Raw genomic sequence first — 26,957 nt, 5'->3', positions numbered from 1 at the left:
CAAGCCCGAATATCTGCGCCCGGCACCCGACCGCGCGAACGCGGCCAGGCACCAGCCGGGAGGTTATACCGAGATCGCGTATTGATGCGCGAAGATGTATTGCGAAGGATGGAGATCGAAGCCCTTGACCTTCTTGTCCATGACGGTCGAGAAAACACGCCAGAAGGGCTGAACGATTGGTCCGTCGTCCTGCATGATCGCCTCGATCTTCGCCATGACCTTGCTGCGCTCCTTCGGATCGAGGATGCCTTCGGCTTCCGTCAGCAGCCTGTCAAATTCCGCATTGGAATATTTGGACTCGTTCCAGGCGGCATTCGAACGGTAGGCGAGCGACAGCGTCATGATTGCCAGCGGCCGATGGCCCCAGGCCGTCAGGCTGAACGGCGACGTCGTCCAGACTTCCCAATATTGCGCACTCGGCAGCGACTTTATGTTGACCTTCACACCGATGTCCTTGAATTGTTCGGCCAGGACCTGCGCCGTGTTGAGCTCCCAGATCGGGTCGGGGCGCGTCGTCATGTCGAATTCAAAACCGTCAGGATAGCCTGCGTCGGCCAGGAGCTTCTTGGCCTTCTCGATATCTCGGGGATATTTCGGCAAGGCCGCATATTCGGGATGTGACGGCGCGACGTGATGATCTTCGGCAGGAACACCGGCACCGAGAAGCGCGGTCTGGATAACCTTGTCGCGGTCAATCGCATAGCGCATCGCCTGGCGCACGCGCTTGTCCTTGAACTGGTCGATATTTGGATGCATGCGAGCAACGACCGTCTGGGTCGTATCGACCTGATAGACTGCCACATGCGGGAAATTTTTCATTGCATTGATCTGGACTGCGTCAGCTTCCGACAGGCCATCGACCTGCTTGGAAGCCATGGCCGCGATGCCGGCCCCCGGATTGTCGCCGAGGTCGACATATTCGAACGTATCGAGATATGGCCCGGTGCCCCAATAGTCGGTGCGGGCTTTGTACTTGGCACCCTTGCCGACGACGTATTCGGTGATAACGAAGGGACCCGTGCCGTTCGCGTCAGCGCCGAAAGCACCGTTTTCTTCCGGATCAAGGATGAACATCGGGTAGTGGTAGAGGTGCTCGGGCACGGCAATCTGCGGCGAGGAGCAGTTGAGACGAACGGTGTGATCGTCGACCTTCTCGATGGCATTGTCAGCCCAGAGCTTGCTCGACTTCTTGGGATTGCCCTTGTCGTCCTTTTCACCGGTTTCGTATTCCTGCACGAGATAACCGGTGAAAAGCCCGAGCATCGACGAACCGATTGCTGGATCGCAAACGCGCTTCAGGTTCCAGATCACATCGTCGGCCGTCAGCGGCTTTCCCTTGCGCCATTTGACGTCCTTGCGCACATGAAGCGTCCACGTCTTCAGATCGTTGCTGACTTCCCATTTTTCCAGCAGATAAGGATGGGTAATGTTGTTGCGATCCGTGAGGGTCAGATATTCGCAGGTTTGGCGGATGACGTTCGACTTTTCGGCAAAGTCGGCCAGATGCGGATCCTTGATTTCCATGCAACGCATGCCGATGCGCAGGTTTCCGCCCTTCGGCATATCGTCGGCCCGGGCGCCGTCGCCCGGCATTGGAACGCCGGCCAGAGAATATGCGGCTGCGGCCGAAACACCAAGAAGCGTCGCTTTACGCAGAAATTCTCGGCGGCCGATCGAGCCGCTCGACATCTGTTCGACCAGAGTCGGGATATAGGAATGCTGAGACTTGTCCACGGTAGTCATCTCCTAGTTAGCGCTTTAACTGTTCCGAATTTTTGTTGGTCGGACCGGCCGGCAAGATACTCGTCCCAGGCTCGGTCGCAGCGGACTTTTTGTCCGTCACCCATCCGTCTTGATTTACGTTAAAACGGGATGGACCTCCGTGATATGCGGTGATCCGACATCTTCTCTGCGTGGATCGACATTGTTCATGACATTGGCTCCTCTCGCAGTTTCTCTGCCTTTCGAGTCGCGGCAGGGTTCTCGCGAAATCGCGTGCGGTATGAGCGGCCGAAATGCGAAGCTGACTGATAACCGCAGATTTCGGCGATCTCACCGATCGCCAATTCCGTGTAGACCAGCAGTTCTCTCGCGCGTGTCATGCGAAGCTCTATGTAGAAATGGGTAGGACTCTTGCCGAGATTGGCGTGAAACAGCCGCTCGAGCTGGCGAAGCGAAAGCGCCACGCTATTGGCGAGATCGGAAATTTCGACCGGATCGCCGAGGCTGGCTTCCATCCGACGAACCACAAAGGCGAGCTTGGCATTCCGGATGCCGAAGCGATCTTCGGGCGACATCCTCTGAACGTCGTCCTGGCGCCGTATCCGCGCGTGGTTGAACTGGTCCGAAATGAGTGCTGCCAACTCCCGACCCTCCACGGCCGAGATGAGGTAAAGCATCATGTCCAATGTGACCGTTCCGCCCGACGAGGTCAGAAAACGTCCGTCGATCGCGAAAATGTCGTCCGTGGCGAGACAGTTCGGAAACTCGCTGCGAAAGCTTGCAAGCGACTCCCAATGAACGGCACATCGTCGCCCTTCCAACAATCGCGCCTTTGCCAGGAAGAAGACGGCAGTGCTGACTGCTCCAAGCACGCACCCCTCCGAATGGATGCGCCTCAACCATGCAAAGACATTGGCATCATAGGCATCGGCATAATTGATGCCTGCGCAGAGGATGACGATATCGCAGCGCGGCGCCCTGCTGATTGCCGCATCTGCATCGAAGCCCAGTCCGCTGCTGGACTTCACATGGCCGCCATCCGCCGACAGGATGAGCCACTCAAAGGCCTTTCGCTTGGCCAGACGATTGCCCTGCCGCAGCGAGTCGAGCGCTGCCGCAAAGGTCATCAGAGGGAAGTCCGGCACCAGGAAAAAGCCAATCCGGATCGGTCGATGCCCCTGTGCCAATTGCTTAAGCGTATAGGTGTGATCCGTCATGGGGCGAACTCCAAACATCCCGGTTGCCATGCTTTTGCCGGTCCGCAGCAGTGGCGGACTTGGGCAGGCAACTAAACACAAACATCGACGACTAAGCGTCACCGCATGGTCAGCCGGATGTCGCAAATGCCGCTTTGTTCCTCGCCAGCGATGAAGCAACGCACATATGCTGGTCGATGGTGGATGGATGGCTGTGTGACACATCCCATCACGACTTGCTACAACAGTATTGAGCCCGACTATAATGCCGGCCCCAGCGTGGATTCAAAGGTCATCGCGAGATAGGAACCGGCGCCACTTCTTTTGATCAGCGGACATTCGAGCGCGAGCGCAGGTTACTGTTTCGGTCGCTAATCAGCCCGAAGCCGCGTTTCGACGGCGCCTTAAACTATATGTTCTTCAGGCCCAAACCCGGAGAGTGGATAATGCGGCGTTCAGCGTTCGAACCGATCCAGCATCCTCCTCAGTTGTGCGTTTTGCAGCCGAAGCTTCCTCGGCGAAAAATTCACCGACGCCGCTCGCCTGAAACCGCTGCATGGCAGCACCCTGCATATGGGCGCGCCATTGCACCTCGCTTGCCCAGGTTTCGACGAAGATGCGGACGCGTCCATCATCGGGCGACTCGTGCAGTTCGTAACGAAGGCAGCCGTCCTCCGCCAAGGTTTCCGCAACCAGTTTTTCCTGGGCCGCCCAGCGCCGCCTCCTTGCCAGGCTTTGCCGTGGTGATGGCGATGATGGTCAAAGGTGTGTTTGGCATGGGGAACTCTCTCAGGCTATCGTGTTGACGAGGCCGCCTTCGGCACGAAGGGCAGCAAAAAACCCGATAAGGTCTCCCGTTAGTCCTACACCGTAGAGATGTTTTTTCGTCTGCGGAGTGCCTGACGTCTTGGCTCGAGCGGAATGCTCGCTCTTCATCTTCAGTGGGTGACGGTTAAGACGGCATCGGCAAATCATAATTTTCATGGCGATCACCGCTTTAGGGGCAAGGGCTTCGAGCTTGTCCAGTGCCGAAATCCATTCGAGCCGGCTCTCGGTCGTGGTTTCCCCCGAGATAGAGGTGAATGCCGTTGTAGACGACGTCGCTCTCTCGGTATGCACTTCGGACCGACCGTTAATGCGGACTGTCTGGTGGGCGGTTCGCGGAGGCGGGGGGGGTGCAGAAACCCGGCGACATTGATTTCATCGGCGCCTCCAAGATTGCACGAGACATCGGCGAACGACGGGAAGCAGAGCGGCTGCAGAACCTTTTGGTCGGTGAACTGACACATCGCGTGAAGAATGTGCTTGCAACGGTCAACGCGGTGGTTCGCCAGACGCTAGGTCCGGTGGTCCCGGACAGTCAGGAGGCGGTGCTTCAGGCCAGATTAGAAGCATTGGCCAGGGCGTACGATCTCCTGACGATCTCCAACTGGGAAAACGCGAGCTTGCATGGCATCGTCCGCAAAGCGATGTCTCCCTATCGCGAAGATAGCGTCCAGATTGAAGGCGACCCGGTCTTCGTCAGTGCCCGCGCGGTCCTTCCGTTGAGTCTGATCCTCCACGAGCTTGGGACCAACGCGGCCAAATACGGAGCCCTGTCCGTGGATGGCGGTCAGGTGTTTCTTCGATGGTCTGTCGCCAACAGCAATGAAACGGCCAAGCCCGTGCTCAAACTGCTATGGGAGGAGCGCGGCGGCCCTGCGGTTACGGTTCCATCGCGCCAGGGCTTCGGATCTCGCCTTATAAAGGCGGTAACGACGTCAGAACTGGGAGGATGTGTAGTAGCGGACTATGCCCATACCGGGTTTGTCTGTGATTTTGAAATAGCCTTGTCGTCGCTCACAGACCGATCCCTGGGAGCAGATCACCGGCCTTGACACGCGACCCCACAACCGCCCAGGTCAGGCCGGACCGAGTGGGTAAGTCCGTCGTGCTGAAGACACATTTTGTCGACATCAGCGACCTCGATCTCCGGGCAGGCTGCTCCAGATGAAGAATGATACGCAGATGCGGTCGTCCAGTCACCCGCTCTCAACGCGACCGTCTGTTCGCCTGCCTTGCTGCGGAGAAGTACCGTTTGTTCGCGGGTGGATTTCAGTCTTGCGGTCTGCAAGGTCCCTTCCGACCATTCCATATCCAATTCGATCCCGCGGCGCAGCCGCAGACCGGATACCCGGCCTGTGGACAGGGCTTGCGGGAGAGCAGGAAGAAGCCTGATTTCACCGCTGCGGGTATGGGCAAGCATCTCGCAGATGCCGGCCGCGGTGCCGAAGTTGCCATCAACCTGGAACGGCGGATGGGCATCGAAGAGATTGGCGTAGGTGCGAGACGGCGACAGCTGTTTCTTCAAAACGGATCAGGCGCGTCCGCCATCGCCCAGACGGGCCCAGAGGCAGATACGCCAGGCGATGCCCCAGCCGGTCGCATTGTCTCCGCGGATGTTGAGCGTCCGCTTGGCTGCTGTTGCGAGCTCCGGCGTATCGATCGTATCGATGGCAAGACCGAGATATGCAGCGTAGAGATGGGAGACGTGTCGATGATCGATTTCCGACACATCCATGTCCCAATCCTCGAGCCATTCCTGAAGTTGGCCTGCATACCGATCCGGTCCGGCAGAAGGCGCGCGCGTGCCGTGCGCACTCTTTCGAGGAAGGGAAGCCGGCCGTTACCGACAGGAAGGGCTCTTGTCCAATCGACCAGGCTTCGCGCCCGTACCAAGTATGTTCGACATTTCTTGCCTTTTCGTCATAAAAGTGTGTGTGCGCTCTAGCGGACCCGCTTGCCGGCCGCGTCGAAGAGCATCACGTCGTTTTCGTTGAAGGTGACGCCGATCTGCTCGCCGGCGGTGATGTCGATGCGGGCACGCGCCTCGACGACAATGGCCGTGTCATCGGGAGACGGCCGTACAGATAGCGGGTTCCGCCGAGGTACTCGATCATGTCGACAGTCACGTCGATTTTGTGTGACCGGCCGGCCTGCGGTACCTCGGTCAACTTGATCTGTACCGAACTTTCATCCTATACCAACAAGCACCACGCAATCGCGCTTCCACGTCGTATAAGAGCTCCGGCCGAAGCCCGGAGCCCTTACCGGTTGGAATCATAGTTACTTGCTGCGACCGACCCCGGAGGGCCACCAAAGACGCAGCTTCATCCGCGCCTATTTCCTGCGGTTATAGGGTCTCGAGCGAGTCTGCTGGGTCTCCTAGTCCGGTGCAAATGACGTTAATTTCCTCAGTCGCCGCTATGGGTTACCGGTTATCACTCAGCCTCCAATAGCCCTGCGGCACGGGCGACCGTCTTGATGTGCGCAAGTCCACGCCGGTAGCCGGGCACATCGAAATGCTCGAGCATGAGCGGAACTTCGCGCCCGAGTTTGGCAATCTCGGTGACATAAGCCGCGTAGTCGAGATTACCTTCGCCAGGCACGACCTCATCCAAATGGAAAGAGATCGTTCCAGGTCCGCCTTTCATCACCAGATCCTTCGCGTGGCACGAAACGATCCAGGGTCCAAGAAGGGCGAAACAATCTTGAATCATCTTTCCTGTATTGAAATAGAGTCGCGGCGTGATGACCATATTTGCAGCGTCGATATGAGCTCCGAACTGCCGCCGATCGATCGCCTTCAGCAGTTTGAGGTAGTTCTCCGGGCTATCGGTCACCAGCCACGGCACCATCTCCAAAGAGAACTTCGCACGCTTTGGCTTCACTGTATCGATCACATAGCGGGCGGTATCGACGGCGCGTTGGAAGCCAGCCTCGCTCTGATTGTCTGGATGCGGTCCATAGTCGTAATTGTCGCTCAGCTGCCACGGGTCTCCCGGATGGCCGACAGTTCCATGATAGGCGACGATGGCCCCTGCTCCCAGCTCATCCGCGAGAGCCAATTGATGCACCGCATATTCGAGATTGGCCTTGCGCGTCGCATCATCGTGGGCAATCAGGTTCTTCCATGCTCCGCCCTCGGCAATGACGAGATCGGCCGCCGCGAAACTCTTCACGAGCGCGGCGATTTCTTCGCGGTTCTCAAGCTTGATGTTCGGCATGTAGGCCGCATTGTACCCGAATTCGACATGCGCGCGCGCATATGCTTCGGGGTCACCGTCGTAATCGATCCCATAGCCACCGACTCTAAAGGTCATGATCTATCTCCCAAGTTAACTCCGTTAGCGAGCCGTCGCCGCTTCGACGGCCGAATATTTTTCTCGGCCGTCAAGCCTGCGCGACTTTGCCCGGATAAAGCAGTACCTTTCCGCAATTGCCAGTTTCCTGAAGAGCAAAGGCAGACCCGATCTCCGGCATAGCGAAGCGATGCGTGGTCAGTTTGTCGAGCAGCGGTCGAACGTCGCGCACGCGTTGCAACAATTCATCGGCGAAGACATCGTGGTTCCAGTGCCAGGTGCCGAAGATGTCGACTCCCTTTCCCGTGATGCGGTTGACCGGCAGCGATCCGCTCCAGGTAACGAAGGCAAGCCTGCCTCGCGCTCGCACCAATTCGAGGACTACGGCGGGAGCGCCCTCATTGTTACTGGTATCGAGGGCCGCGTCGACGCCGTAGCCGCCGCTTGCGGCTCGCACTTGATCGAGAAGGTCCGGCGCGCGGGGGTCGATGACCAACTCCGCACCCAGATCCTGCGCGAGCGCCGCGCGGTACGGGTTCAATTCAAGCGCGATGACACGCGCGCCGATGGTACGGGCGTTGATGATCGCCCCAAGGCCGACCGCGCCGCAGCCCGAAATCAGGACGGTGTCTTGCGCGCTTACCCGCATGCGATGCATCGACGTGAAACTCGGGCCGAGAGCACAGATCGCCATCGCGGCATGATGCGTCTCGATGTCGTCGGGAACTGGCTGCAGCAGGTAGTCCGGCTTCAATAGATACTCGGCATAACAACCTATGCCGGACGATGAACCAGTCTCGTTCAGCAGATCGCGTTGCGACGTGCAGTGGATGTGCTCGCCAGCGCGGCAAGCGGGACAAATGCCGCAGCCGGCATGCGGCATGACGATGACGCGGTCTCCGACCTTCAGGCGTGTCGATTGCGCAGCGTCAACAACCTCACCCACAGCCTCGTGGCCAAGCTCGCACGATAACTTGCCGGCGCGCCAGGATTGCCACTCCGTACACATGGGAGCAACCAGAACCCTGATCTTGACTATATCACCGGATGCTTGCGGTTCCGGCCGATGGATGACCTGCGCCTGGCGCGGTCCGAGAATCTCTACGCAAAGAATGTTCGTTACTCCCGTTCTTGAAGAATGACAGATCTTGCACGAGCGGGCCTCAGCCCTTCACCGCGCCCATGGAGAACCCGGCCTGGAGATGCTTTCTAAACACAAGGTAGAGAACCAGCAGCGGCAGGCTGGAAATTACCACTGCTGCAAACAGAAAGCCGAAGTTGAATGAGAGCTGCCCTTTGAGAAGACTAAGACCGACTTGGACCGTGCGTATCGTTGTGTCCGAAGACATCATATACACCAGCACATATTCCACCCAGCAGGCATGAAACGTGAAAATGGCGATCGTCGTAATGATCGGTCGCGCCATGGGCAGCACAATCGAAACGTAAATCCTCAGATAGCCGGCGCCGTCCATCTTGGCAGCCTCGATCAGCTCGTTGGGAATGGAACGAACAAAGGCCGCCGCCAAATAGACTGCGAAGGAGATGTTGAACGCGACATATGGGATGATAATTCCGAGATGGGTATTGGTCAGGCCGAGGAAATTAGCCGCGATGAACAGCGGCACGATTGATGACGAAATCGTTACCAGCAGTCCCATGACGATAAACGAAAAGAGAAACGGGGTTAGCCTCGACGGGATCTTGGTGAAGGCAAATGCCGCCGAAATAGAAAATAACACCACGATGACAGTCGTCGTCACACAGAAGATCAGGCTATTGACGAACAGGTGAGAGAACTCCCCGAGCTTCCAGGCCTGGATGTAGTTCGTCAGCGTCCAGTTAACCGGAAGGGCAACCATGTTGGAGACGATCTCCGTCTCCGGTTTGAACGACGTATAGGTAAGCCAGATGAGCGGAAACGTCGTAAATACCGTGAAGAATCCAAGCGCGGCGTAGGCAGCAATCCGAAACGGCACTGGAACCGTGGCCTGACCAGAGATGAACCTCGACATTCTAGCGGGTCCCTTCTTCGTAGGCGCGCGTGAACCGCGCGGCGATGGCAGAGAGTATCAAAATCAGAAATACGCTGAGCAGAATGAGGACCACCGAAATCGCGCTGCCGAAGCCGTATTTGTAGAATGAGAAGGTATTCTGGATCATGTAGAGGCCGAGCACGTTGCTGTAGTAGCTTGGGCCGCCATTTGTCATGATCCAAAGAATTTCGAAGCTTTTGAGGCTTCCCGCGACCGCATAGATCGCCGAAGTCAGGAATACGGGGACCTGCTGCGGCAGGATAAGCGACTTCAGGATGTGCCACTCATTTGCGCCGTCAAGCACGGCCGCCTCCAGCATCTCCGGACTCGTCTTCTGCAGGTTGGCGAGAAAGATGATGAAGTAGATGCCGGTATACATCCACAGGAGCACAATCAGATAGGGCAGTATTGCCGTGTTCTTCGAATTGAATACGGAGAGCGAAAACATCGGATCGCCTACAGCCCGGCCGATGATCTGTGAAACCAGGCCGGTGGGGGCGAAGACGACCCCAAACAGCAACGCCACGACGACGGGGCTCAGCAGCGCCGGAAAAAATATCACGGCCTCAAAGAAGCCCACGCCGCGCACAAGGCGTCGATAGATGACATAGGCAAGGAAGAAGCCCAGCGGGATCTGTCCGATCAGTGACACCAGGATGACAAGGCCGTTGTTTCGCAGGCCCCACCAGAAGATGGGATCGGAAAACATCACCACGTAGTTGGTAAAGCCGATGAAGTTCGGAATGCCCACGCCCGCCCAGTCGGTGAAGCTCAGCACGAGACTGTAGACGACCGGGATGACGATCACGAGCCCGTAGATGAGTAGAGCCGGTGTGGTCAGTATCGCATAGCTCAGGCGATCGGATTTTGCTACGGAAGCCACGTCAGGCTCTCTCTTTATCGATGCGATGGGTGAGATTTTCTGGGATACTCCCGCCAAACGCTGGCGAGAGCATCCTTCGAGGCTGCTTCGGAGTTCAGCTGGGCGTCTATTTGGCCTTACGGTTGCTGTCGTTCGCCCCGACCCAGGCTTCGTATTTTGCAGCGAGTTCCTCCGGCGTGACCGACCCTAGAACCAGTTCTTGCAACCCGGCATTGACGACCTGCATAACCCCTTCGGCGTCCAGGCGATCATCAAGAACCGGCAGCACATGGGTGATGGACGACGAAAACGCGTAGCTTTTCTTCGCCAGCGGATCGCTCAACATGTCGCCGATACCCACGTCTTGAGCGTAGATCGGCAGCATTCCGTATTTGATATCGATGTCCTTGTTGGATGGATCGAGATTGAACTTGATCCACTTCCACGCCGCTTCACTCTTTGTGTCGTCGAGTTTGGCGGACATGCCGAATCCCGTGGAAGGCTGGCCGGAGGAGGAGTCAGAACCGGCGAGTGCGGCGCCCTCGATTTCTGGAAGCGAATGAATTTCGACGTCCGCCTTCAGTTCCGGCGGCAAGGCCGAAGTAAGATTTACCACTTCCCAAATGCCTCCGATAAAGTAGACGCTACGGCCGCTCACGAACGCGGAGAGCGCCTGTTCGCGTGTCGTAGAAGGCTCACTGGGATCGATGAAGCCGGCATCGACCATTTCGCGAATTTTCTTGAGCGCGCCGACGAAAGGCGCATCCGTGAAGGCTGCGCCATCGGCGCCTTTAAGGACATTGGCAAACCATTCAGGTGTGCCCATGCGACCGACCATCACCGACAGCAGGCAAGACTGCAGCACCCAGCTCGATTGATCGCCGAAGACGGCCGGACGATATCCTGCGGCGCGGATGGTCTTCGCTTGTCCGATCATTTCGCCGAGCGTCTTTGGATAGTCGAGCTTAACCTCGTTTAACAGCTTGCGGTTCACGTAGACCACATTGGTAAAGTTTACGAAGGGCACTCCGATCTCGTAAACCTCGCCGGTGGCAGCCTGCGCCTGGGTAGACACAGGGCGCAGGAGCTTATCGACGCCGTCGCGCTTGATGAGGTCGCGAAGATCCTTGGCGTAGCCGCGACCCGTGAGGTAACCGGTGCGTTTTCCGGGCCAAAGTGTGAGAATGTCAGGCAAGTTGCCCGAGATCGCCAAAGCCTGCATCTTGTTATGATAGGCATCATGATCGAGGTAGTCGAAATTGATCGTGATGTCGGGATTTGCGGCATGAAACCGCTCATAGGTTTCCTGAAGCCGCGCATAGTCGGGGTCCACCTTGGTGAAGGGGAACATCGCCGTCAAGGTTACGTCCGCGCGGGCGATGGCGGTCGTTGCAAGACTTATTGCCGTAACAAGCAGTAGCGACGATGCGCTGCGGGTCAATTTAGTCACTGTGTAGTTCATAAGGTCCTCCTCTCAAGCCGGCGGGGGATCCCGCGCAGCACACGAATTCTCCTTCCCGAAACGGCGCGGTATCGGCCGCCGCGGGATCCCAATCTCATGAAGTTTGTTTCAGTTCTCCGCTGCTTCCGGCGACACCGCGACATCAGTTCCCAAGGCTCAGATACCGGTGGCCGGCGGGCGTGGTCCTCCTCAAGACCATTGCGGCAGGCTTTTTTAACTTCCTGTCGGCCGACGTCGAGTAGCTCGACGCAATCCGTAACGTTACGAATAGCGATCAATGAGCGTTTGTCAACCGCAAAACCGTTGGCTTTAGGCCTCCGCACGCGAAAGCGCAGAAGTCCGATCCATAACGTTACGGATATTTATGGCTTAAGGATATGACTGCCATGATCGATAAATTCACCGGGGACCACGCGGCGGAGTTGCGCGTAGTCGTTGCCATCGATTGCGCCGGCGAGCATTTCGGAAAGCAGGTCGGCGATTCCGGCGTGCGGGTAGTGGAACGCGCTTGTCGGTGGGCTCAGAAAGTCGTGTAGTCTCGCGCCGCCATAGGTGATAAGGCCGAAATCCTTACCGATCTGCCGACCCGCCTGATGCATCGCAGTGATGAACCCCAACCCCGCCTCGTCCGAGGCAACGAAGGCACCTGTCGACTCTGGATGGCGGAGCAGCACCTCGCGCGCCATATCAACGCCGCTTTGCGGCGTCGTGGCGGAGAAGTGGATCAATTCGTCGGGCACGGTCAGGTTGCGAGCGTTGAAGGTTTTAGTCCAGCCTTTCACGAATTGCAGACTGTAAGAGAACTGGCTCGATGGCGCGAAAAGCAGGGGAGCCGGATGTCCGTTGTCGAGCAGTAACTTTGCAGCGTCCGCGCCGATCTGTTCGTGGTCGATGTCAACATAAGGGTGAGCGCTCAAAAGCTCCGTTCGGCCAAAGGTGACGAACGGCATCCCGACTTCGAGCAAGTATTTCACGCGCTCGTCCTGAGGACGTGTATGGGTTATGATGATGCCATCGACAGACCCTTCGCGGGCGAGATTGCGGACAATCTCGAGCGGATCGTCATGCTGCAGATGAGGAACGATACCGGTGCGAAACCCTCTCGCTCTCATGGCCGTGGAGACGCCAACCAGGAGTGAAGCAGTCACGATGTTAAGCTGCTCTTGTCGTTCGAATGAAAGCACCATTGCAATCGACTGCGATCGGCCCGAGCGAAGATTAACGCCGCCTGTGTTGGGCCTATACCCAAGCTTGTCAGCCGCGCGCTTAACTCGATCGATAGTCTCCGCGTTTACCTCGGCCCCATCTTTCAGTGCTCGGCTAACCGTGGTGACGGAAATGCCGAGGTACTGGGCAAGGGTTCGTAGCGTCGCTCTGGGCTTTTGTTGATTCATTCGGAGATATCGCTACCATCTTGCTGCAACTGATCATCGGTTACTAATCGGAGCTGCAGGTGCAATCAAGAACGGAGCGTTGCCAATGATCCATCAAAACCTCGCAATCTGGCATAGAGGCCGCTGTGTTAATCGCGAGTATTGCAGCAGTTATTCCTCAAACCGCTTTCCGATTGGACTGAGGATCTTTAGACAGCCGATTGCAGCTGGCTCTTCCTTCTTCAGGCAGGCGACCTAGTTAAGACCACGATTCAATACCGCCTCTATACAATGCCCGTAATGTTAGGATCGCGAAACTTTTGCACTACGCCAAAAGAGACGATCACGTTGAGAACGCCGCAGAAGCCATCAAAGCCAGCCTTGCCGCGGAGGTTTTGGAATTACTCGATGTAGGGTGGGATCCATCGGCGGGCGAGCGTGCGCCACAAGTGGACCCGGCAGGACAGCGCCTCTGCCACCACTTTTGTCAGTCGGACTGCTGTCATCTTTGCGAATTGTCCTTTGGAGTCGTCGTGGCGCAAGCATGTGACGATACGATGTGATCGTTGTATCGGGGCCTAAACTGATTTGATGCTTCGGTCTGCAGTCGCATGCTTAGGATACCCAAACGGTAGCTGAGGATGCCAGCGCGGCTGCCGCGCCAGCATCATTAGGCTTCGCCTATTGGCGGATGGACTCGAAAAGCGCTTCGATCTCACCCCAAAGTGCTTTCGGGATGGAGAACTTCGCCCAGTCAAGGTTCTGCGCAATGCGTTCCGGCCGGCTCATGCCAAGGACCGCAGCGGAGACCTGCGGGTTGCGAAAGGGAAACTGGATCGCCGCCGCCTGCAGCGGAACGCCGTGATGCGTGCAGATTTCCTCGATCTGCTTTGCCCTCACGACCACATGCTCGGGCGGAGCGCCGTAATCGAAGGTCGTGCCTGAATTGCCCGGACCCGTGGCGAGAATGCCCGAATTGAACACCCCGGCGACAACGATCTCCACACCCTGGCGCGCCGCCTCCGGCAACAGGTCTGCTTCAGCAGTGCGGTCGAGGAGCGTATAGCGCCCGGCCATCATAACGGCATCGAGCGCGCAGGCCTTGATGAACCGCGTCGCGACATCACTCTCGTTGACGCCGACACCGATCGCCTTGATGTGACCGGCCGTTCTGAGGTCGTCGAGCGCCCGGTAACAACCTTCGACGGCCTCGTTGAAGCGCCGCTCATAGGCATTCCCATGGGTGAAGCGATCGATATCGTGGATATAGACCAGATCGAAATCCGCGATGCCGAGACGGTTTGCCGATTGTTCTAGCGAGCGCATCGTTCCGGCATAGCTGTAGTCGAAGACCGGCTTGAGGCGCAGCGGCGAGGCCCAGAGGCCGTAATCGACCGTCTCGCCATAGGGCGGCGCCATATAGCGGCCGGCCTTGGTCGAGACGGTGACCGTCTGCCGGTCGATGGTCCGCAGGAAGGTGCCGAGACGCAACTCGCTCAGCCCATGACCGTAGAGCGGCGCGGTATCGAAATAGCGCAATCCGCCGTCATAGGCCGCAGCCAGCACCTCGGCGGCCTGCGCCTCGGTGACATCGCGATAGAGCGTGCCGATGCCGCTGGCGCCGAAGCCGAGGCGCGAGGCAAAGCCGATCCTGCTTGTCATGCCTTGCGCTCCTGAAAGCCGGGGAGACGATAGGCCTCGACGGCGTTCAGCCCGAAGATCCGTTCACGCTCAGCACTGGAAAGATCCTTGAGGCATTCCTGCAGCGCCTCGACGACGCGGTCGTAGCTCGCCGCGACGAGGCAGACCGGCCAGTCGGTGCCGAACATGCAGCGATCCGTGCCAAAGACGTCGAGCACTTCATGGACGTAGGGCTTGAGATCCTGCGGCGTCCAGCTCTGCCAGTTCGCTTCGGTGACCATACCCGACAGCTTGCACCAGACATGATTGCGCTGCCCTCTGAACTGCCGGATCAGCACCGCCCATTCGTCGAAGCCGCGATTGCGGATTTCGGGCTTCGAGATGTGGTCGAGCACGAAGCGCATCTCAGCGAAGGTCTGCGTTGTGGTGATGCAGGACGGCAACTGCGGCAGGTTGGGCACCAGATCATAGACAAGACCTGAAGCCTGAACGACAAGCAGCCCCGCTTTCACATCGGCGCGCAGCAGCCAGTTCGGATCGCTCTCCGTCTGGATCAGGTGACGCACGCCGACCAGCCATTTACCCTCGCGCGAAGACTTGAGCTCGGAAAGCGTCTGGCCAAGTTTCGGGTCTGTCAGGTCCACCCAGCCGACGACACCGGCGACGAAATCCGTGGCTTCCGCCGTGCGGATGAAGTCCCAGGTCTCGCCAAGATCGTTCCAGGTCTGGACAAGGACGGTGCCGGTGACGCCGTTTTTCTGCAGCGCCGGGCGAAGATCAGCCGGCTCGAAGACGCGGTTGATCGGCTCGAACGGGCCGCTCAGCCAGCCATAGTCGCCGCCGCTGGACGGATCCCAGAAGTGATGATGGGAATCGATGATCGGGCTTGTCATGTATAAATCTCCCTACCAGCGCTGATGAACATAGTTTTTGATGTAGGTGTCGTAGATCGCCTTGATCTCCCGCATCGCGCTGTCGGAAATCGCGGGCAAGCTGGCGGCCTCGGCATTGGAGCTCGCCTGCGCCGGATTGCGGGCACCGGGAATGGCAACCGTGACGGCGTCGAACATCAGGATCCAGCGGAGCGCGAATTTCGCCATGGTGGTATCGCCAGAAACCAGTGGGCGAACTTTTTCGACTGCCTCCAGACCGACCTCATACGGCACGCCGGAGAAAGTCTCGCCGACATCGAAGGCTTCGCCGTTGCGGTTGAAGAGCCGGTGGTCATTGCTCTCGAACTTGGTGTCCTTCTTGAACTTGCCGGACAGCAGCCCGCTTGCCAGCGGCACGCGGGCGATGATCGCCACCTTCTTTTCCGCTGCCTGCTTGAAGAAGTGCTCGATCGGGCGCTGACGGAAGGCGTTGAAGATGATCTGGACGCTCATGACGCCAGGATATTCGATCGCCTTCAGCGCCTCCTCGACGCGCTCGACGCTGACGCCGTAGTTGCGGATCTTGCCCTTCTCGACCAGCTTGTCGAGGCGACCGAAGACCTCCGGGTGATAGTAGAGATCCGTCGGCGGGCAATGCAGCTGGACGAGATCGAGGCTATCGGTCTCGAGGTTCTTCAGGCTGCGGTCGATCCAGCCCTCGAGGTTTTCGGCGCTGTAGCCTTCGACCGACTGTTGCGGCAGGCGGCGACCGGCCTTGGTGGCGATATAGGGACGCTCGCCGCCCCGCTCCTTCATCACCTTTGCGATCAGTTTCTCCGAATGACCATCGCCATAAACGTCGGCCGTATCGATGAACGTGACGCCGGTATCGAGTGCTGCATGCAGCGCGGCAAGCGCCTCCTCATCGTTGACCTCACCCCAGGCGGCGCCGATCGCCCAGGCGCCAAAGCCGATTTCGCTGACCTTCCGGCCGGTGCGGCCGAATCCCTTGGTTCGCATAACTCACTCCCTCGTTCGCGGTGGCCGGCGGGCCGGCACCGTCTGGTTAGACTTGCTTGACATTCTCCGTCAACCCAATTATCAGAAAACAGGGTTGTACGACAACCCGGTAAGTACGCAAAATCTGCACTGGGAGGATGAGACCGTGCGATCATTTGTATTGGGAGGCATTTCTGTTGCGCTCGGCCTCGGCGCGTCACTGCAATTGGCAGCCGCCGAGGACACGATCAAGATCGGCGTCGTCGCGGCTGAATCGGGTGCCTTCGTGTCCGCCGGTCACACGCTTCCGGCCGGCGTCGGCCTCGCCGTCAAGGAAATCAACGACGCGGGAGGCGTCAAGGTTGGTGACAAGACTTACAAGGTCGAGATGGTGAAGCGCGACGACCGCACCGATATCGCCACCGCCATTGCCGCGACCCAGGAGCTGGTTCGCGATGAAAAGGTTTCGGCGATCTTCGGTTCGGAAACCCACGACTTTACCCTGGCGATGACGAAGATCACCCAGCCCGCCAAGGTGATCCAGTTTGCCGGCAACAGCACGCTGGCAAAAATTCTGAACCCGCAGTCCGTCGCCCCCGGCGCCGAAGACCATTACCTCTTCCAGTCCGAGCCGCAGGAATTCCAGCGCTCCGGCTCGACGGCCCGCGGGGTTCTGAGCTTGCTGACGCCGCTCGTCGGCCACCCGCTGAAAAAGTCCGTCGTCATCGTCGGCAACGACGCTACCGGCCAGTTCCTGACCTCCTATTATGTTAAGGCGCTGAAGGCCGAGGGACAGGAAGTCCCCGAAGTCATTTCCTATCCGCCCGATACCACCGACTTCTCGCCGTTCCTGACGCGCGCCAAGAGCCTGAACCCTGACGTCGTGCACTTCTGGTACAATGGCGACTCGACCCTGACCGCGCTGCCGCAGGCGCTCGAACTCGGCGTTGCCCCGAGCTACTTCCTGTTCGGCGTCGACCCGGGCATCTGGAAGGAACGCGGCCTGACCGCCGACGTGCCGGTCGCCATGAGCTGCGTCCCGATCTGCTGGGGTGAATCCTCCAACGCCAATGCGAAAACCTATTTCAAGGCCTACTTCGCTGCCGGCGCGCCGAAGGGTGTGACCTCCTCGGTCTCGCTGCTCTACTACGACTATGTCCACATGCTCGCCGAAGCCTGGACGAAGGCCGGTTCGCTTGATCCGGACAAGACCGTCGCAGCTCTCGAATCGCTGCACCATAAGGGCGTGGTCTCCGACGATCTCTCCTTCAACAAGAGTCACCAAGTGACACACGCGACCGAAGTCTGCGCGGCGGCACCCGGCGGCGACATCTCCTGCGCGATGCAGCAGCCACCCGCAGAAGCCCCTGCGGAATAAACTGCCGATGCGGCTCCCGCCGGCCGATGCGCCGGCGGGAATTACGTCATTGAAAATGGGACACTCCGCGTCGTGTGGTCCCCGCAACAGCGGAATAGAGCAGTGGACATTCTCATTCAGCAAATCCTCAACGGCCTGTCGATCGCGAGCGTCATCACGCTGATCGCCGTCGGGGTCACCTTGATCTTCGGCCTGACCGGCATCATCAATTTCGCGCATGGCGAATTCCTGATGGTCGGCAGCATCGTCACCTGGCTAGCCGTCCAAGCCGGCCTCGGATTCTTCATCGCTCTCGTGCTCGCCGTCCTTGCCGTCGGCGTCATGGGCTTCGTGCTCGAGCGCGGACTGTTTCGCTTCACGCTGACGCGCCCAACCAATGGCTTCATCGTCTCTCTCGGCCTGATCGTCGTGCTGCAGCACATCGTTATCTTCTTCTACGATCCGAACCAGAAGAGCATTCCACGCCCGCTCACCGGCATCTGGGAGATCGGCGGCGTGCGTATTGCCTCGGTTCGCGTCATGGTCATTCTGGTCACCATTGCAGTCGTCGCGCTGACCTTCGCCATGGTCACCCGCAGCCGCTACGGGCGCGCACTTCGCGCAGCGGTCGATGATCGTGATACCGCAGCATTGATGGGCATCCCCGTCCGCCGCTACATCACCGGCGTCTTCGTGCTCGGCAGCGCCCTTGCCGGTCTCGGTGGTGCGTTGCTGATCGCACTCTTCCCGATCACGCCGTTCACCGGCGGCACCATGGTCATGAAGGGTTTTGCCGTGGCGCTGATCGGCGGCCTCGGAAACCTGACAGGTGCTGTCGTTGCCGGCCTCATTCTTGGCATCGTCGAAGGCTTCAGCGCCGGCTACGGCTTCTCCGCCTGGACCGACGCCTATTCCTTCGCCCTGATGATCCTGGTGTTGCTCTTCCGCCCGAATGGACTGTTCGGTGGCACGAGCGGCCCGAAAATGGCCTGACGCGCGAAAGGCGCATGCTATGAACACCTCACTTTCGTCGCTCCGCTCGCTGATCCCGGCCCTTGTCGTGCTGGCGATCCTTGCCTTCGTCCCGGCGCTTGGCGCCAGCAACCGCATGCTGTCGCTGGCGATCTCCGCCGGCATCAACATCGTGGCGCTCTATGGCCTTTCGGTGCTTTTCGGCCAGACCGGCATTCTCTCCATGGGCCATGCCGCCCTTGTCGGCGTCGGCGCCTATGCGGCGGCTCTGCTTGCCCGTGATACCGGGATCGGCTTCTGGGTGGCGTTGCCGCTCGGCGGGATCGCCGCTGCCACCTTCGCGGTTATCATCGGCGTGCCGTCGCTGCGCGTCAGCGGCCACCACTTCGTCATCATGACCTTCGCCTTCGGCCAGCTTTTGACCATCATACTGACCAATGGCGGCGATTTCACCGGTGCAGCGACCGGCCTCGACCTGCAGCTGCCGACCAGCTTCTTCGGCATGCGTATCGATGATCTCATCCCCTATTACTTCGTCGTTCTTGCCTTCGTGGCACTCAGCGCCATTGCCAGCTGGGCGATCATCAAATCGCCCTATGGCCGGACGCTTCGCGCGATCCGCGAGAACGAGAAACTGGCCGCCTCGCTCGGCATCAATGTCGGGCGTCACAAGATCGGCGCCTTCGTCGTCAGCGGCGTCTTTGCCGGTGTCTCCGGCGTCTTGCTCGCCTATTTCCTGCGTCACATCTCGCCAAGCCAGTTCGCCTCCTTCCCGAGCATCTATCTGGCACTGATGGTGATGATTGGTGGCGCCCGGTTGCTTCTCGGGCCGATTGCGGGGGGCATCCTCGTGTCGTTCCTGCCGGAGGTTCTGAACCTTGATCCGGTCCAGTCGCGCATTCTCTACGGCGTCTGCCTGATCGCGGTGATCCTGCTGCTGCCGAACGGCCTGATTGCCGGGCTCATCGACGGCTGGAACAGGCTCGTTCGCGGCCCGGGGCCAAAGCAGGCGTCCCGCCATGCAACCACTGCCACGCATGCTTCGGAGGCAGGCCGATGAACGCCATTCTTGAGATCAGCGGACTGAAGAAGCAGTTCGGCGGTGTCACCGCATTATCAGGTGTCGATCTGTCGATCGAAGAGGGCGAGATCCTTGGCATTGTCGGCCCGAACGGCTCCGGCAAGACGACGCTCTTCAACGTGATCACCGGCGTCTACCGGCCGACCGAGGGGCATGTCCGCTGGCGCGGTCACGATATTACCAGCCTTGCGGCCCACGAAGTCTCGGGTGCCGGTATCGGCTACACCTTCCAGCAGGCCATGGCCTTTCCCGGCCTCACGGTCTGGGAAAACGTCCAGATCGCCTGCGAGCACGCGCGCAACACCAGCCGCCCCTACCCGTGGACGACGCCGGCCGCCCTGCTCGATTTCGTTGGGCTGACGGCGCTCGCAAATGAGCGCGCCGGCGTGTTGCCCTTCGGCAATCTGCGTCTCCTCGGTATCGCGCTGGCGCTGGCCACGCGGCCCGCGCTGATCCTGCTCGATGAACCGGCGGCAGGCCTCAACGACAAGGAGACCGCAACGCTGGTCGGTCTGGTCAAGCAGTTCCCGGCCCACGGCATCAGCGTCTGCGTCATTGATCACGACATGAAGCTGATGCAGATGCTTTGCAAGCGGCTGGTCGTCCTCGATTTCGGATCGAAGATCGCCGATGGCCCGACGCAGGACGTTCTTTCCAATCCGAAGGTGCTCGAAGTCTATCTCGGAGGTGCGCTGTGAACCTGCTCGATGTTTGCAATGTGACGACCGGGTATGGCGCAACGTTCGTCAATCGCGATGTCTCCGTGACTCTTGGCGAAAACGAGGTGATCACCATCCTCGGGCCGAACGGTGCCGGCAAATCGACATTGCTGCGCACCATCGTCGGGCTGGTCAAACCGCGCACGGGGACGATCACTTTCGCTGGCGAAAACCTGACCGGTCGCACGCCGGATATCATGGCCAAGCGCGGCGTCGTTCTGGTGCCCGAGGGGCGGCGGATCTTCGGCGATATGACCGTCGAGGAAAACCTGCGCCTCGGCGCCTATGCGCGGCGCGACACCGAGGCCGTCGAAGCCGACGTCAAGACGATGGAGAGCTTCTTTCCGATTCTTGCGACGAAGCGTCAGCAGAAGGGCGGATCGCTAAGCGGCGGACAGCAGCAGATGCTGGCAATCGCCCGCGGTCTGATGGCGAGGCCGCGTGTGCTGCTCCTCGATGAACCATCGCTCGGCCTTTCGCCGCTGCTCGTCAAGGAAATCCAGGCGATCATTCTCGATATCGGCAAGACCTTCAACGCGTCGGTCCTGCTCGTCGAGCAGAATGCCGGGCTTGCACTCTCGGTCGCCACGCGCGGTTATCTGATGCAGAATGGCCGTATCGCCACATCAGGGCCGATCTCGGATCTCAAGGATATGTCGCTGATGCGCGAACTTTATCTTGGCGGCGTAGCGGAACAGGTGTGACGATGAACACGATCGCTCTTTCCTACGGCCGCGCCCATCTCGACATCACGCTTCCGCCCGGCGCGCGGCCGACCGTGATCCGCAAGCAGCAGCTGCCGAAGCTTACCGACAGCAAGGCAGCGATTATCGAGGCGCTGCACAACCCGGTTGCCTCCAAACCCTTGGCTGATCTTGCAAAGAACCGCCAAAGCGTCTGCATCCTGATCTGCGACATCACCCGGCCGGTGCCAAACCGGCTGTTTCTGCGCCCGATGATAGAGACGATGATTGCGTCCGGCATTCCGCAGGAGAAGATTTCGGTGCTGGTCGCCACCGGCCTGCACCGGCCCAATCTCGGCGAGGAACTGGCCGAACTCGTCGGCGATCCCTGGGTGCTCGAAAATGTCCGGGTCGAGAACCACTATGCCAGAGACGAGGACGCGCATATCGATTTCGGCTTCACCAAGACGCGGAACACGCCGGTCAAGCTCGACCGGCTGTTTGCCGAAGCCGATCTCAGGATCGCCACCGGCCTTGTCGAGCCGCATTTCATGGCCGGCTGGTCGGGCGGGCGAAAGGTCATTGCCCCCGGCGTTGCCCATCACGAAACGATCCGGACGTTCCACTCCGCGCGCTTCATGGAAGATCCGCTGGCGGTGCAATGCAACCTCATCGGCAATCCGCTGCACGAGGAGCAGCTGGAAATCGTTCGGATGCTCGGTGAGGTCTATGCACTGAACACCGTGCTCGACGAGGATCGTGACCTGGTCTGCGTTACCTTCGGTGAAATCATCGCCAGCCATCAAGCGGCCGTCGACTTCGTCAGTGCCGCAACGCAGATCCCGCTTGGCCGGAAATTCTCCACCGTCATCACCTCCTCGGCCGGCTATCCGCTCGACAAGACCTACTACCAGACGATCAAGGGCATGGTAACACCGCTCGACATCCTCAAGCCCGGCGGCACGCTGATCATCGCCTCGGAATGTTCGGAAGGTTTCGGCTCACCTGAATTCCGCGAGGCACAGGCGCGGCTGGTCGAGCTCGGCCCGGAACGCTTCCTGGCGACGCTGACGGCAAAGAGCCTGGCCGAAATCGACGAGTGGCAGACGGAGATGCAGCTGAAGCCGATGCGGCTCGGCAGCGTCGAACTCTACACGACGGGACTTGTTTGCGACGACCGGACGCTGACAGGCGTCGGCATGATCGACGATATCCAGGCGGCGATCGCCCGCAGCATCAGCGCCAGCGGCGATGCCGATGTCGCCATCATCCCGGAGGGGCCTTATGTCGTGCCTCGATATGCGGCGTGAGCGGCTAGCGATGAAGGTTGGCGTCGCGCAACTCTTCGAAGCGCGCGGTGCTCTTCGACAGGTGATTGCGCAGCGCCTTGCGGGCAGCGGCTTCGTTGCCGTCGCGGATCGCGACAAAAATCGCGTAATGTTCCTTGCGCATCCGCTCGCCATGCTTTTGACGTTCGGTCGCCGTCATCTGATCGAGATGCGCCCACTGACGCGGCACCATTGCTGTGCCGAACGTGTCGAACAGCCGTCCGTAATAAGAATTCTGCGTGGCGACGAGAATCGAGCGATGGAAGGCAAAGTCTTCCTCGGCCCCATAACCACCTTCAGCGACCGCTCTGTCGAGTGCGTCGAGTCGATCTTGCATGCGGACGATGTCCTCCGACGTACGGCGCCGCGCTGCAAGACCGGCGGCCTCGTATTCTACGCCGAGGCGCAATTCGAGAACCCGCAGCACTTCGTCGATCGATTCCAGGTCGTTCGGAATGATGGAAAAGGAGCGCGGCGTTGGATTGCTCGAAACAAATGCGCCGAGTCCCTGGCGAGTGGTGATCAGACCCTTGGCCCGCAGCGTTGCCAGCGCCTCGCGAACGATCGTGCGGCTGACGCCGGTCGCTTCCATGATCGCTTGCTCGGTAGGCAACCGTTGCCCCGGCTTCAGATCGCCGGATTCGATATGCGCGATCAGGCTCTCGGCAAGTCCGTTGCGCAGGCTGGACGCCTGCGGGATCGAGTTGAAAACCGCGCTATCCCTGTCCTTCATTCCGTTCCGAAGTCCAATCTCGCCGTCCGGCGCCGGGCTGCCAATACTGCCGTTGCTAAACCATACCACTAGAAAAAGCAAAAGCCCGCATATCGGGCCACGGAAACAACCGGGAGGAAAGCATGAAAGAGAAAATCGGATTCATCGGTCTCGGCGCGATGGGCTCCGGCATGGCAGCCAATCTCGTCAACAAGGGTTGGCCGCTGGCGGTGATGGCGCACCGCAAGCGCGAAGCCGTCGAACGGCTGAAGGAGCTCGGCGCAGCCGAGGCGGGGACGCCCAAGGAATTGGCGTTGGCATCCGACGTGGTGATCCTCTGCGTCACCGGATCGGAAGAGGTCCAGCAGCTCCTGTCCGGTCCGGATGGACTGCTTGCCTCCGGCAAGCGCATGTTGCTGATCGACTGCTCGACATCCAACCCTGCCGTGACGATCAAGCTTGCCGCCGAGCTTTCCCAACAGGGCATCACGCTCGTCGATGCGCCGCTCGCACGCACGCCGAAGGAAGCGGCCGAAGGCAAGCTGGATGTGATGGCGGGCGGTTCCGCCGATGGCATCGCCCGCGCCCGGCCAATCCTCGAAGCCTTTGCCGCCCGCATCATCGAGACCGGCCCGGCCGGAACCGGCCATACGATGAAGCTGCTCAACAACTTTGTGTCGATGGGGTATTCGGCGATCTATTCGGAAGCATTGATGATCGCCGCAAAAGCGGGGCTTACCCCTCATGTGTTCGACAGCGTGCTGCGCGGCAGCCGCATGGATTGCGGTTTCTATCAAGCCTTCTTCGAGTTCGTGTTGAACCGCAACGAAAACGCTCAGCGCTTCGCCATGGCCAACGCGTTAAAGGACATGTCCTATCTGGCATCGCTGGCCCAGGCGCTGCAGGCGGTCAATCCGGTTGGCGCTGCCGTGCGCAACAGCTTCGCGACGGCGGTTGCCGCAGGGCGCGGTCAATCCTTCGTGCCAGCCCTTTCGGATGTCATTGCGGCTGCGAACGGTGTTTCGCTGACTGAAGCGGCGGACGGAAAATAGGACGGATGACCGTGCTTGAAATTCACCTCGACCCCGTCGGCGGCATTGCAGGCGACATGTTCGTGGCAGCCCTGCTCGACCTCAGGCCGGACCTGAATACCGGCCTGCAGGCGGCGCTGAAGCGCTGCCCGTTGATCGAAAACGTCGAGTGCAAACTCGTGGCGCATCACGACGGCGTGCTGACCGGCAGTCGCTTCAAGGTGCATCATGCCGAACACGGGGCGGATCACCCGCATGACGACAATCATCATCATGACCATCACGACCACCAGCAGCATGAGCACAGTCACGCAGGAGATGATCATGGTCATGCGGAGCACGATCGCACTCATGCAGGGCATCACGATCATGTCGCCTGGCGCGACATCCGCGATGCCCTGAACCGTTCGGCGCTCGACGGAGAAACCATCCGTCACGCGACCGGTGTCTTCGAAAAGCTGGCGGAAGCGGAAGCCAAAGTCCACGGCACAACGCCGGAAAACGTCGCCTTTCACGAGGTTGGCGCGTGGGATTCGATCGCCGACATCGTCTCTGCGGCCTGGCTGATAACGCAGGTCGGCGCGGCGCATTGGAGCGTTGGCCCGATCCCGCTTGGAGGCGGCCGGGTGAAGACCGCGCATGGCCTGCTCCCGGTTCCGGCTCCGGCGACCGTGCACCTGCTAAAAGATTTCGATGTCATCGATGACGGGATCGGCGGCGAGCGCGTCACGCCGACGGGTGCCGCCATCCTTGCCTATCTCTGCAGGAGCAAGATCGCGCCCGGCCGCCGGGCTCTGAAGGGATCAAGCCATGGCTTCGGCACAAAGCGGCTCCCCGGCGTCAGCAACTGCCTGCGGCTGCTGGCCTTCGAACGCCGGGAAGAGGTATCTGCGTTCAACGACACGGTCGCGGTCCTCGAATGCGAGATTGATGACCAGACCGGGGAAGACATTGCCCAGGCGGTGGCCCGGTTGCGCAATCGCCCGGATGTGCGCGACGTCGTCCAGATGCCCGTCTTCGGCAAGAAGGGCCGGATGATGACGCATCTCCAGGTGCTTGCCGACCCATCGAAAAGCAGGGATGTCGCCGCCGCCATACTCGACGAAACGACAACGATCGGAGTCCGTGCCATGACCGCGGAGCGGATGACGCTGAGCCGCGAGCAGGAAACAGTCGAACACGCGGGAAAGATCTACGCCTTTAAGCTCGTCGACCGCCCCTCGGGCCGCACCGCCAAGCTCGAAGCCGACAACCTGACATCGACCCCGGGTGCCGCGGCACGCCGCAGCCTGAGGAGACTTCTCGAAGGCCTGTTGAAACAGAAGAGAGGAGACCTGTTGTGAGAAAGGCTCTGGAGGAATGTCTCGCCTCGCTCGGCGACGTCTCGATCGCAGTCAGTGGGGGTATCGACTCGCTGACGCTGGCGGTCATTGCGACGCGGCTCCTCGGACCGGCCCGCGTGAACATCATGCACGCGGTCTCGGCTGCGGTCCCCGGAGAGGCCACCGAGCGCGTCAAGATGCTGGCGGGGAGCGAAGGCTTCGACCTCGATATCATCGATGCCGGCGAGTTCTCCGATCCGGATTATCTCAGGAACCCTGTCAACCGCTGCTTCTTCTGCAAGGGCAATCTCTACGGCGCCATTGCCGCCCGGTCGAGCCGCCAGCTGCTGTCCGGGACCAATCTTGACGATCTCGGCGAGTATCGTCCGGGGCTCGAAGTGGCAAAGAATTTCTCCGTCCGCCATCCTTTCGTTGAGGCCGGTATCGGCAAGCAGGGTGTGCGCCAGCTGGCGCGCGATGCAGGCCTCGCCGCGCTCTCGGAACTGCCCGCCTCTCCCTGCCTCTCGAGCCGCATCGAAACCTCGATCGCCATCGAGCCGGAAATGCTGGAGGCCGTGCACCGGATCGAGACGTTCCTGACCGAGACGCTCAGGCCGCAAACCGTCCGCTGCCGCGTGCGGCGCAGCGGCATCGCCATCGAGCTTGATCGCGATGCGCTGGCACTGGCAACAGCCATGAATGACGTCGGCAACGACCTGCGCGGCATGCTGCCCCGCGGTTACAGGAACGGCCCGTTGACCTTCGAACCCTACCGCAATGGCAGCGCTTTCCTCGGGGTCAGGCCATGAGCGGCGATGTCGTCTTTGATTTCGCCCGGGCCGAGCGCATCGGCCTCAGCGAGGCTGTCTTCTGTGCCGGCAAGACACCACAGCAGATTGCGGCGATCCTTCAGAGCGCCAGCCAGCGGGCCGGTCTGCTCCTGACGCGTCTCGACGCCGAGAAGTTCGCGGCACTTTCGGGTGAATTGAAGGCCGCTACAGAGTGGTGTCCGCTGTCGCAAACCGCATTCTTCGGCCCGGTTCCGCCGGTATCCTTGGCCGGAAACGTCGCGATCGTGGCCGCAGGCACGTCGGACGCACCCGCCGCCCGCGAAGCGGAGCGTACGCTTCGCCACGCAGGCGTCGAAGCATCCGTTTTCATCGATGTCGGGGTCGCCGGGCTCTGGAGACTGATGGACAGGATTGAGGAGATCCGCCGCTTTCCTGTTGTCGTTGCCGTCGCCGGCATGGACGCAGCCCTGGCCAGCGTTCTGGGCGGTCTATACAGCGGCAGCCTGATTTGCGTGCCGACCTCGGTCGGCTATGGGGCGGCCGAGCAAGGCCGCACAGCACTTAACGCGATGCTGGCAAGCTGCGCGCCGGGCCTGCTCGTCACCAATATCGACAACGGCTATGGCGCGGCCTGTGCGGCCCTGCGCATGCTTGGTGTCATGAACCTTCGCTGATCG

At 60.0% G+C, this 26,957-nt stretch carries 24 protein-coding genes and 2 pseudogenes; 11 read left to right on the top strand and 15 right to left on the bottom strand.

The features are described from left to right. Nucleotides 1–63: 63 nt before the first annotated feature. The 3 genes and pseudogenes from OIU37_RS22540 to OIU37_RS22530 form a co-directional block, all read right to left on the bottom strand. The gene (locus tag OIU37_RS22540; protein WP_264258681.1) at nt 64–1,743 is read right to left on the bottom strand and encodes an ABC transporter substrate-binding protein; all 1,680 of its coding nucleotides are present in this window, start codon (nt 1,741–1,743) and stop codon (nt 64–66) included. 185 nt (nt 1,744–1,928) lie between these two features. Beyond that, nucleotides 1,929–3,098 (bottom strand): GlxA family transcriptional regulator, encoded by a 1,170-nt coding sequence (locus OIU37_RS22535; protein WP_264258680.1) that lies wholly within the window; start codon nt 3,096–3,098, stop codon nt 1,929–1,931. Between the two features lie 333 nt (nt 3,099–3,431). After that, nucleotides 3,432–3,696, bottom strand: a pseudogene (locus OIU37_RS22530) (putative quinol monooxygenase); the annotation flags it as partial. Between the two features lie 397 nt (nt 3,697–4,093). On the opposite strand from OIU37_RS22530, the gene OIU37_RS22525 reads away from it, so the two are divergent. Then, on the top strand, nt 4,094–4,795 hold the full coding sequence (locus OIU37_RS22525; protein ID WP_264258679.1) for a sensor histidine kinase: 702 nt from the start codon (nt 4,094–4,096) through the stop codon (nt 4,793–4,795). On the opposite strand, the gene OIU37_RS22520 is transcribed toward OIU37_RS22525, so the two are convergent. From OIU37_RS22520 to OIU37_RS22470, 11 genes and pseudogenes are all read right to left on the bottom strand, one after another. Then, nucleotides 4,783–5,163 (bottom strand): glycoside hydrolase family 95-like protein, encoded by a 381-nt coding sequence (locus tag OIU37_RS22520; RefSeq protein WP_372353432.1) that lies wholly within the window; start codon nt 5,161–5,163, stop codon nt 4,783–4,785. The genes OIU37_RS22525 and OIU37_RS22520 overlap by 13 nt on opposite strands. 6 nt (nt 5,164–5,169) lie before the next feature. Further along, nucleotides 5,170–5,502: pseudogene (locus OIU37_RS22515) on the bottom strand (glycoside hydrolase family 95 protein); the annotation flags it as partial. Between the two features lie 676 nt (nt 5,503–6,178). Continuing rightward, nucleotides 6,179–7,060 carry a sugar phosphate isomerase/epimerase gene (locus OIU37_RS22510; RefSeq protein WP_182208085.1) on the bottom strand — a complete coding sequence of 294 codons (882 nt, stop codon included), beginning with the start codon at nt 7,058–7,060 and terminating at the stop codon, nt 6,179–6,181. Nucleotides 7,061–7,130: 70 nt separating this feature from the next. After that, a complete protein-coding gene (locus OIU37_RS22505; RefSeq protein WP_372353431.1) occupies nt 7,131–8,069 on the bottom strand; it encodes a zinc-binding dehydrogenase in 939 nt (312 codons plus the stop codon). A 133-nt stretch (nt 8,070–8,202) separates the two neighbouring features. After that, complete coding sequence (locus OIU37_RS22500; protein WP_171603485.1) at nt 8,203–9,054, bottom strand: carbohydrate ABC transporter permease; 852 nt, start codon at nt 9,052–9,054, stop codon at nt 8,203–8,205. A 1-nt stretch (nt 9,055) separates the two neighbouring features. Continuing rightward, nucleotides 9,056–9,958 (bottom strand): carbohydrate ABC transporter permease, encoded by a 903-nt coding sequence (locus OIU37_RS22495; RefSeq protein WP_171603484.1) that lies wholly within the window; start codon nt 9,956–9,958, stop codon nt 9,056–9,058. A 106-nt stretch (nt 9,959–10,064) separates the two neighbouring features. After that, complete coding sequence (locus OIU37_RS22490; RefSeq protein WP_182208083.1) at nt 10,065–11,399, bottom strand: extracellular solute-binding protein; 1,335 nt, start codon at nt 11,397–11,399, stop codon at nt 10,065–10,067. A gap of 362 nt (nt 11,400–11,761) precedes the next feature. Next, a complete protein-coding gene (locus tag OIU37_RS22485; RefSeq protein WP_171603482.1) occupies nt 11,762–12,793 on the bottom strand; it encodes a substrate-binding domain-containing protein in 1,032 nt (343 codons plus the stop codon). A gap of 660 nt (nt 12,794–13,453) precedes the next feature. Continuing rightward, nucleotides 13,454–14,434 carry an aldo/keto reductase gene (locus tag OIU37_RS22480; RefSeq protein WP_264258678.1) on the bottom strand — a complete coding sequence of 327 codons (981 nt, stop codon included), beginning with the start codon at nt 14,432–14,434 and terminating at the stop codon, nt 13,454–13,456. Continuing rightward, a complete protein-coding gene (locus OIU37_RS22475) occupies nt 14,431–15,306 on the bottom strand; it encodes an amidohydrolase (protein ID WP_264258677.1) in 876 nt (291 codons plus the stop codon). Before OIU37_RS22475 ends, OIU37_RS22480 begins: the two co-directional genes overlap by 4 nt. A 12-nt stretch (nt 15,307–15,318) precedes the next feature. After that, nucleotides 15,319–16,305 carry an aldo/keto reductase gene (locus OIU37_RS22470; protein ID WP_182208082.1) on the bottom strand — a complete coding sequence of 329 codons (987 nt, stop codon included), beginning with the start codon at nt 16,303–16,305 and terminating at the stop codon, nt 15,319–15,321. A 145-nt stretch (nt 16,306–16,450) separates the two neighbouring features. On the opposite strand from OIU37_RS22470, the gene OIU37_RS22465 reads away from it, so the two are divergent. The 6 genes from OIU37_RS22465 to larA all read left to right on the top strand — a co-directional run bounded on the left by OIU37_RS22465 (nt 16,451) and on the right by larA (nt 22,406). Further along, nucleotides 16,451–17,662, top strand: coding sequence for an ABC transporter substrate-binding protein (locus OIU37_RS22465; protein ID WP_264258676.1), 1,212 nt, complete (start codon nt 16,451–16,453; stop codon nt 17,660–17,662). Between the two features lie 102 nt (nt 17,663–17,764). Further along, nucleotides 17,765–18,634, top strand: coding sequence for a branched-chain amino acid ABC transporter permease (locus OIU37_RS22460; RefSeq protein WP_112597275.1), 870 nt, complete (start codon nt 17,765–17,767; stop codon nt 18,632–18,634). A gap of 19 nt (nt 18,635–18,653) precedes the next feature. Then, on the top strand, nt 18,654–19,673 hold the full coding sequence (locus tag OIU37_RS22455) for a branched-chain amino acid ABC transporter permease (RefSeq protein WP_264258675.1): 1,020 nt from the start codon (nt 18,654–18,656) through the stop codon (nt 19,671–19,673). Then, a complete protein-coding gene (locus OIU37_RS22450) occupies nt 19,670–20,392 on the top strand; it encodes an ABC transporter ATP-binding protein (protein ID WP_171603476.1) in 723 nt (240 codons plus the stop codon). The genes OIU37_RS22455 and OIU37_RS22450 overlap by 4 nt, the downstream gene beginning before the upstream one ends. After that, the gene (locus OIU37_RS22445; RefSeq protein WP_171603475.1) at nt 20,389–21,117 is read left to right on the top strand and encodes an ABC transporter ATP-binding protein; all 729 of its coding nucleotides are present in this window, start codon (nt 20,389–20,391) and stop codon (nt 21,115–21,117) included. The genes OIU37_RS22450 and OIU37_RS22445 overlap by 4 nt, the downstream gene beginning before the upstream one ends. 2 nt (nt 21,118–21,119) lie before the next feature. Continuing rightward, nucleotides 21,120–22,406 (top strand): nickel-dependent lactate racemase, encoded by a 1,287-nt coding sequence (larA, locus tag OIU37_RS22440; RefSeq protein WP_264258674.1) that lies wholly within the window; start codon nt 21,120–21,122, stop codon nt 22,404–22,406. Nucleotides 22,407–22,410: 4 nt separating this feature from the next. Here the strand turns inward: larA and OIU37_RS22435 are convergent, their stop codons facing one another. Further along, on the bottom strand, nt 22,411–23,157 hold the full coding sequence (locus tag OIU37_RS22435; protein ID WP_171603473.1) for a FadR/GntR family transcriptional regulator: 747 nt from the start codon (nt 23,155–23,157) through the stop codon (nt 22,411–22,413). Nucleotides 23,158–23,279: 122 nt separating this feature from the next. Between OIU37_RS22435 and OIU37_RS22430 the strand changes: the two genes are divergently transcribed. The 4 genes from OIU37_RS22430 to larB are packed head-to-tail and all read left to right on the top strand — an operon-like array spanning nt 23,280 to nt 26,954. Continuing rightward, on the top strand, nt 23,280–24,188 hold the full coding sequence (locus OIU37_RS22430; protein WP_171603472.1) for an NAD(P)-dependent oxidoreductase: 909 nt from the start codon (nt 23,280–23,282) through the stop codon (nt 24,186–24,188). 5 nt (nt 24,189–24,193) lie between these two features. Next, complete coding sequence (locus OIU37_RS22425) at nt 24,194–25,510, top strand: LarC family nickel insertion protein (protein ID WP_206684902.1); 1,317 nt, start codon at nt 24,194–24,196, stop codon at nt 25,508–25,510. After that, nucleotides 25,507–26,298: an adenine nucleotide alpha hydrolase gene (locus tag OIU37_RS22420; protein WP_182208077.1), complete on the top strand. Its 792-nt coding sequence runs from the start codon at nt 25,507–25,509 to the stop codon at nt 26,296–26,298. The genes OIU37_RS22425 and OIU37_RS22420 overlap by 4 nt, the downstream gene beginning before the upstream one ends. Next, nucleotides 26,295–26,954, top strand: a complete 660-nt coding sequence (gene larB, locus OIU37_RS22415; protein ID WP_182208076.1) for a nickel pincer cofactor biosynthesis protein LarB — start codon at nt 26,295–26,297, stop codon at nt 26,952–26,954. The genes OIU37_RS22420 and larB overlap by 4 nt, the downstream gene beginning before the upstream one ends. Nucleotides 26,955–26,957: the final 3 nt, after the last annotated feature.

Source organism: Rhizobium sp. BT-226 (genome assembly GCF_025847085.2).
Lineage (GTDB): Bacteria > Pseudomonadota > Alphaproteobacteria > Rhizobiales > Rhizobiaceae > Rhizobium > Rhizobium sophorae.
This window is presented reverse-complemented; position numbering and strand designations above follow the sequence as displayed.

Excerpts from the sequence above, each read along its gene's own strand:
- OIU37_RS22425 (WP_206684902.1), top strand. The coding sequence starts at position 24,194 with ATGACCGTGCTTGAAATTCACCTCGACCCCGTCGGCGGCATTGCAGGC.
- larB (WP_182208076.1), top strand. The coding sequence starts at position 26,295 with ATGAGCGGCGATGTCGTCTTTGATTTCGCCCGGGCCGAGCGCATCGGC.
- OIU37_RS22490 (WP_182208083.1), bottom strand. The coding sequence starts at position 11,399 with ATGAACTACACAGTGACTAAATTGACCCGCAGCGCATCGTCGCTACTG.
- OIU37_RS22520 (WP_372353432.1), bottom strand. The coding sequence starts at position 5,163 with ATGCTTGCCCATACCCGCAGCGGTGAAATCAGGCTTCTTCCTGCTCTC.
- OIU37_RS22455 (WP_264258675.1), top strand. The coding sequence starts at position 18,654 with ATGAACACCTCACTTTCGTCGCTCCGCTCGCTGATCCCGGCCCTTGTC.
- OIU37_RS22430 (WP_171603472.1), top strand. The coding sequence starts at position 23,280 with ATGAAAGAGAAAATCGGATTCATCGGTCTCGGCGCGATGGGCTCCGGC.
- OIU37_RS22475 (WP_264258677.1), bottom strand. The coding sequence starts at position 15,306 with ATGACAAGCCCGATCATCGATTCCCATCATCACTTCTGGGATCCGTCC.
- OIU37_RS22450 (WP_171603476.1), top strand. The coding sequence starts at position 19,670 with ATGAACGCCATTCTTGAGATCAGCGGACTGAAGAAGCAGTTCGGCGGT.
- OIU37_RS22470 (WP_182208082.1), bottom strand. The coding sequence starts at position 16,305 with ATGCGAACCAAGGGATTCGGCCGCACCGGCCGGAAGGTCAGCGAAATC.
- OIU37_RS22540 (WP_264258681.1), bottom strand. The coding sequence starts at position 1,743 with ATGACTACCGTGGACAAGTCTCAGCATTCCTATATCCCGACTCTGGTC.
- larA (WP_264258674.1), top strand. The coding sequence starts at position 21,120 with ATGAACACGATCGCTCTTTCCTACGGCCGCGCCCATCTCGACATCACG.
- OIU37_RS22485 (WP_171603482.1), bottom strand. The coding sequence starts at position 12,793 with ATGAATCAACAAAAGCCCAGAGCGACGCTACGAACCCTTGCCCAGTAC.
- OIU37_RS22435 (WP_171603473.1), bottom strand. The coding sequence starts at position 23,157 with ATGAAGGACAGGGATAGCGCGGTTTTCAACTCGATCCCGCAGGCGTCC.
- OIU37_RS22500 (WP_171603485.1), bottom strand. The coding sequence starts at position 9,054 with ATGTCGAGGTTCATCTCTGGTCAGGCCACGGTTCCAGTGCCGTTTCGG.
- OIU37_RS22480 (WP_264258678.1), bottom strand. The coding sequence starts at position 14,434 with ATGACAAGCAGGATCGGCTTTGCCTCGCGCCTCGGCTTCGGCGCCAGC.
- OIU37_RS22510 (WP_182208085.1), bottom strand. The coding sequence starts at position 7,060 with ATGACCTTTAGAGTCGGTGGCTATGGGATCGATTACGACGGTGACCCC.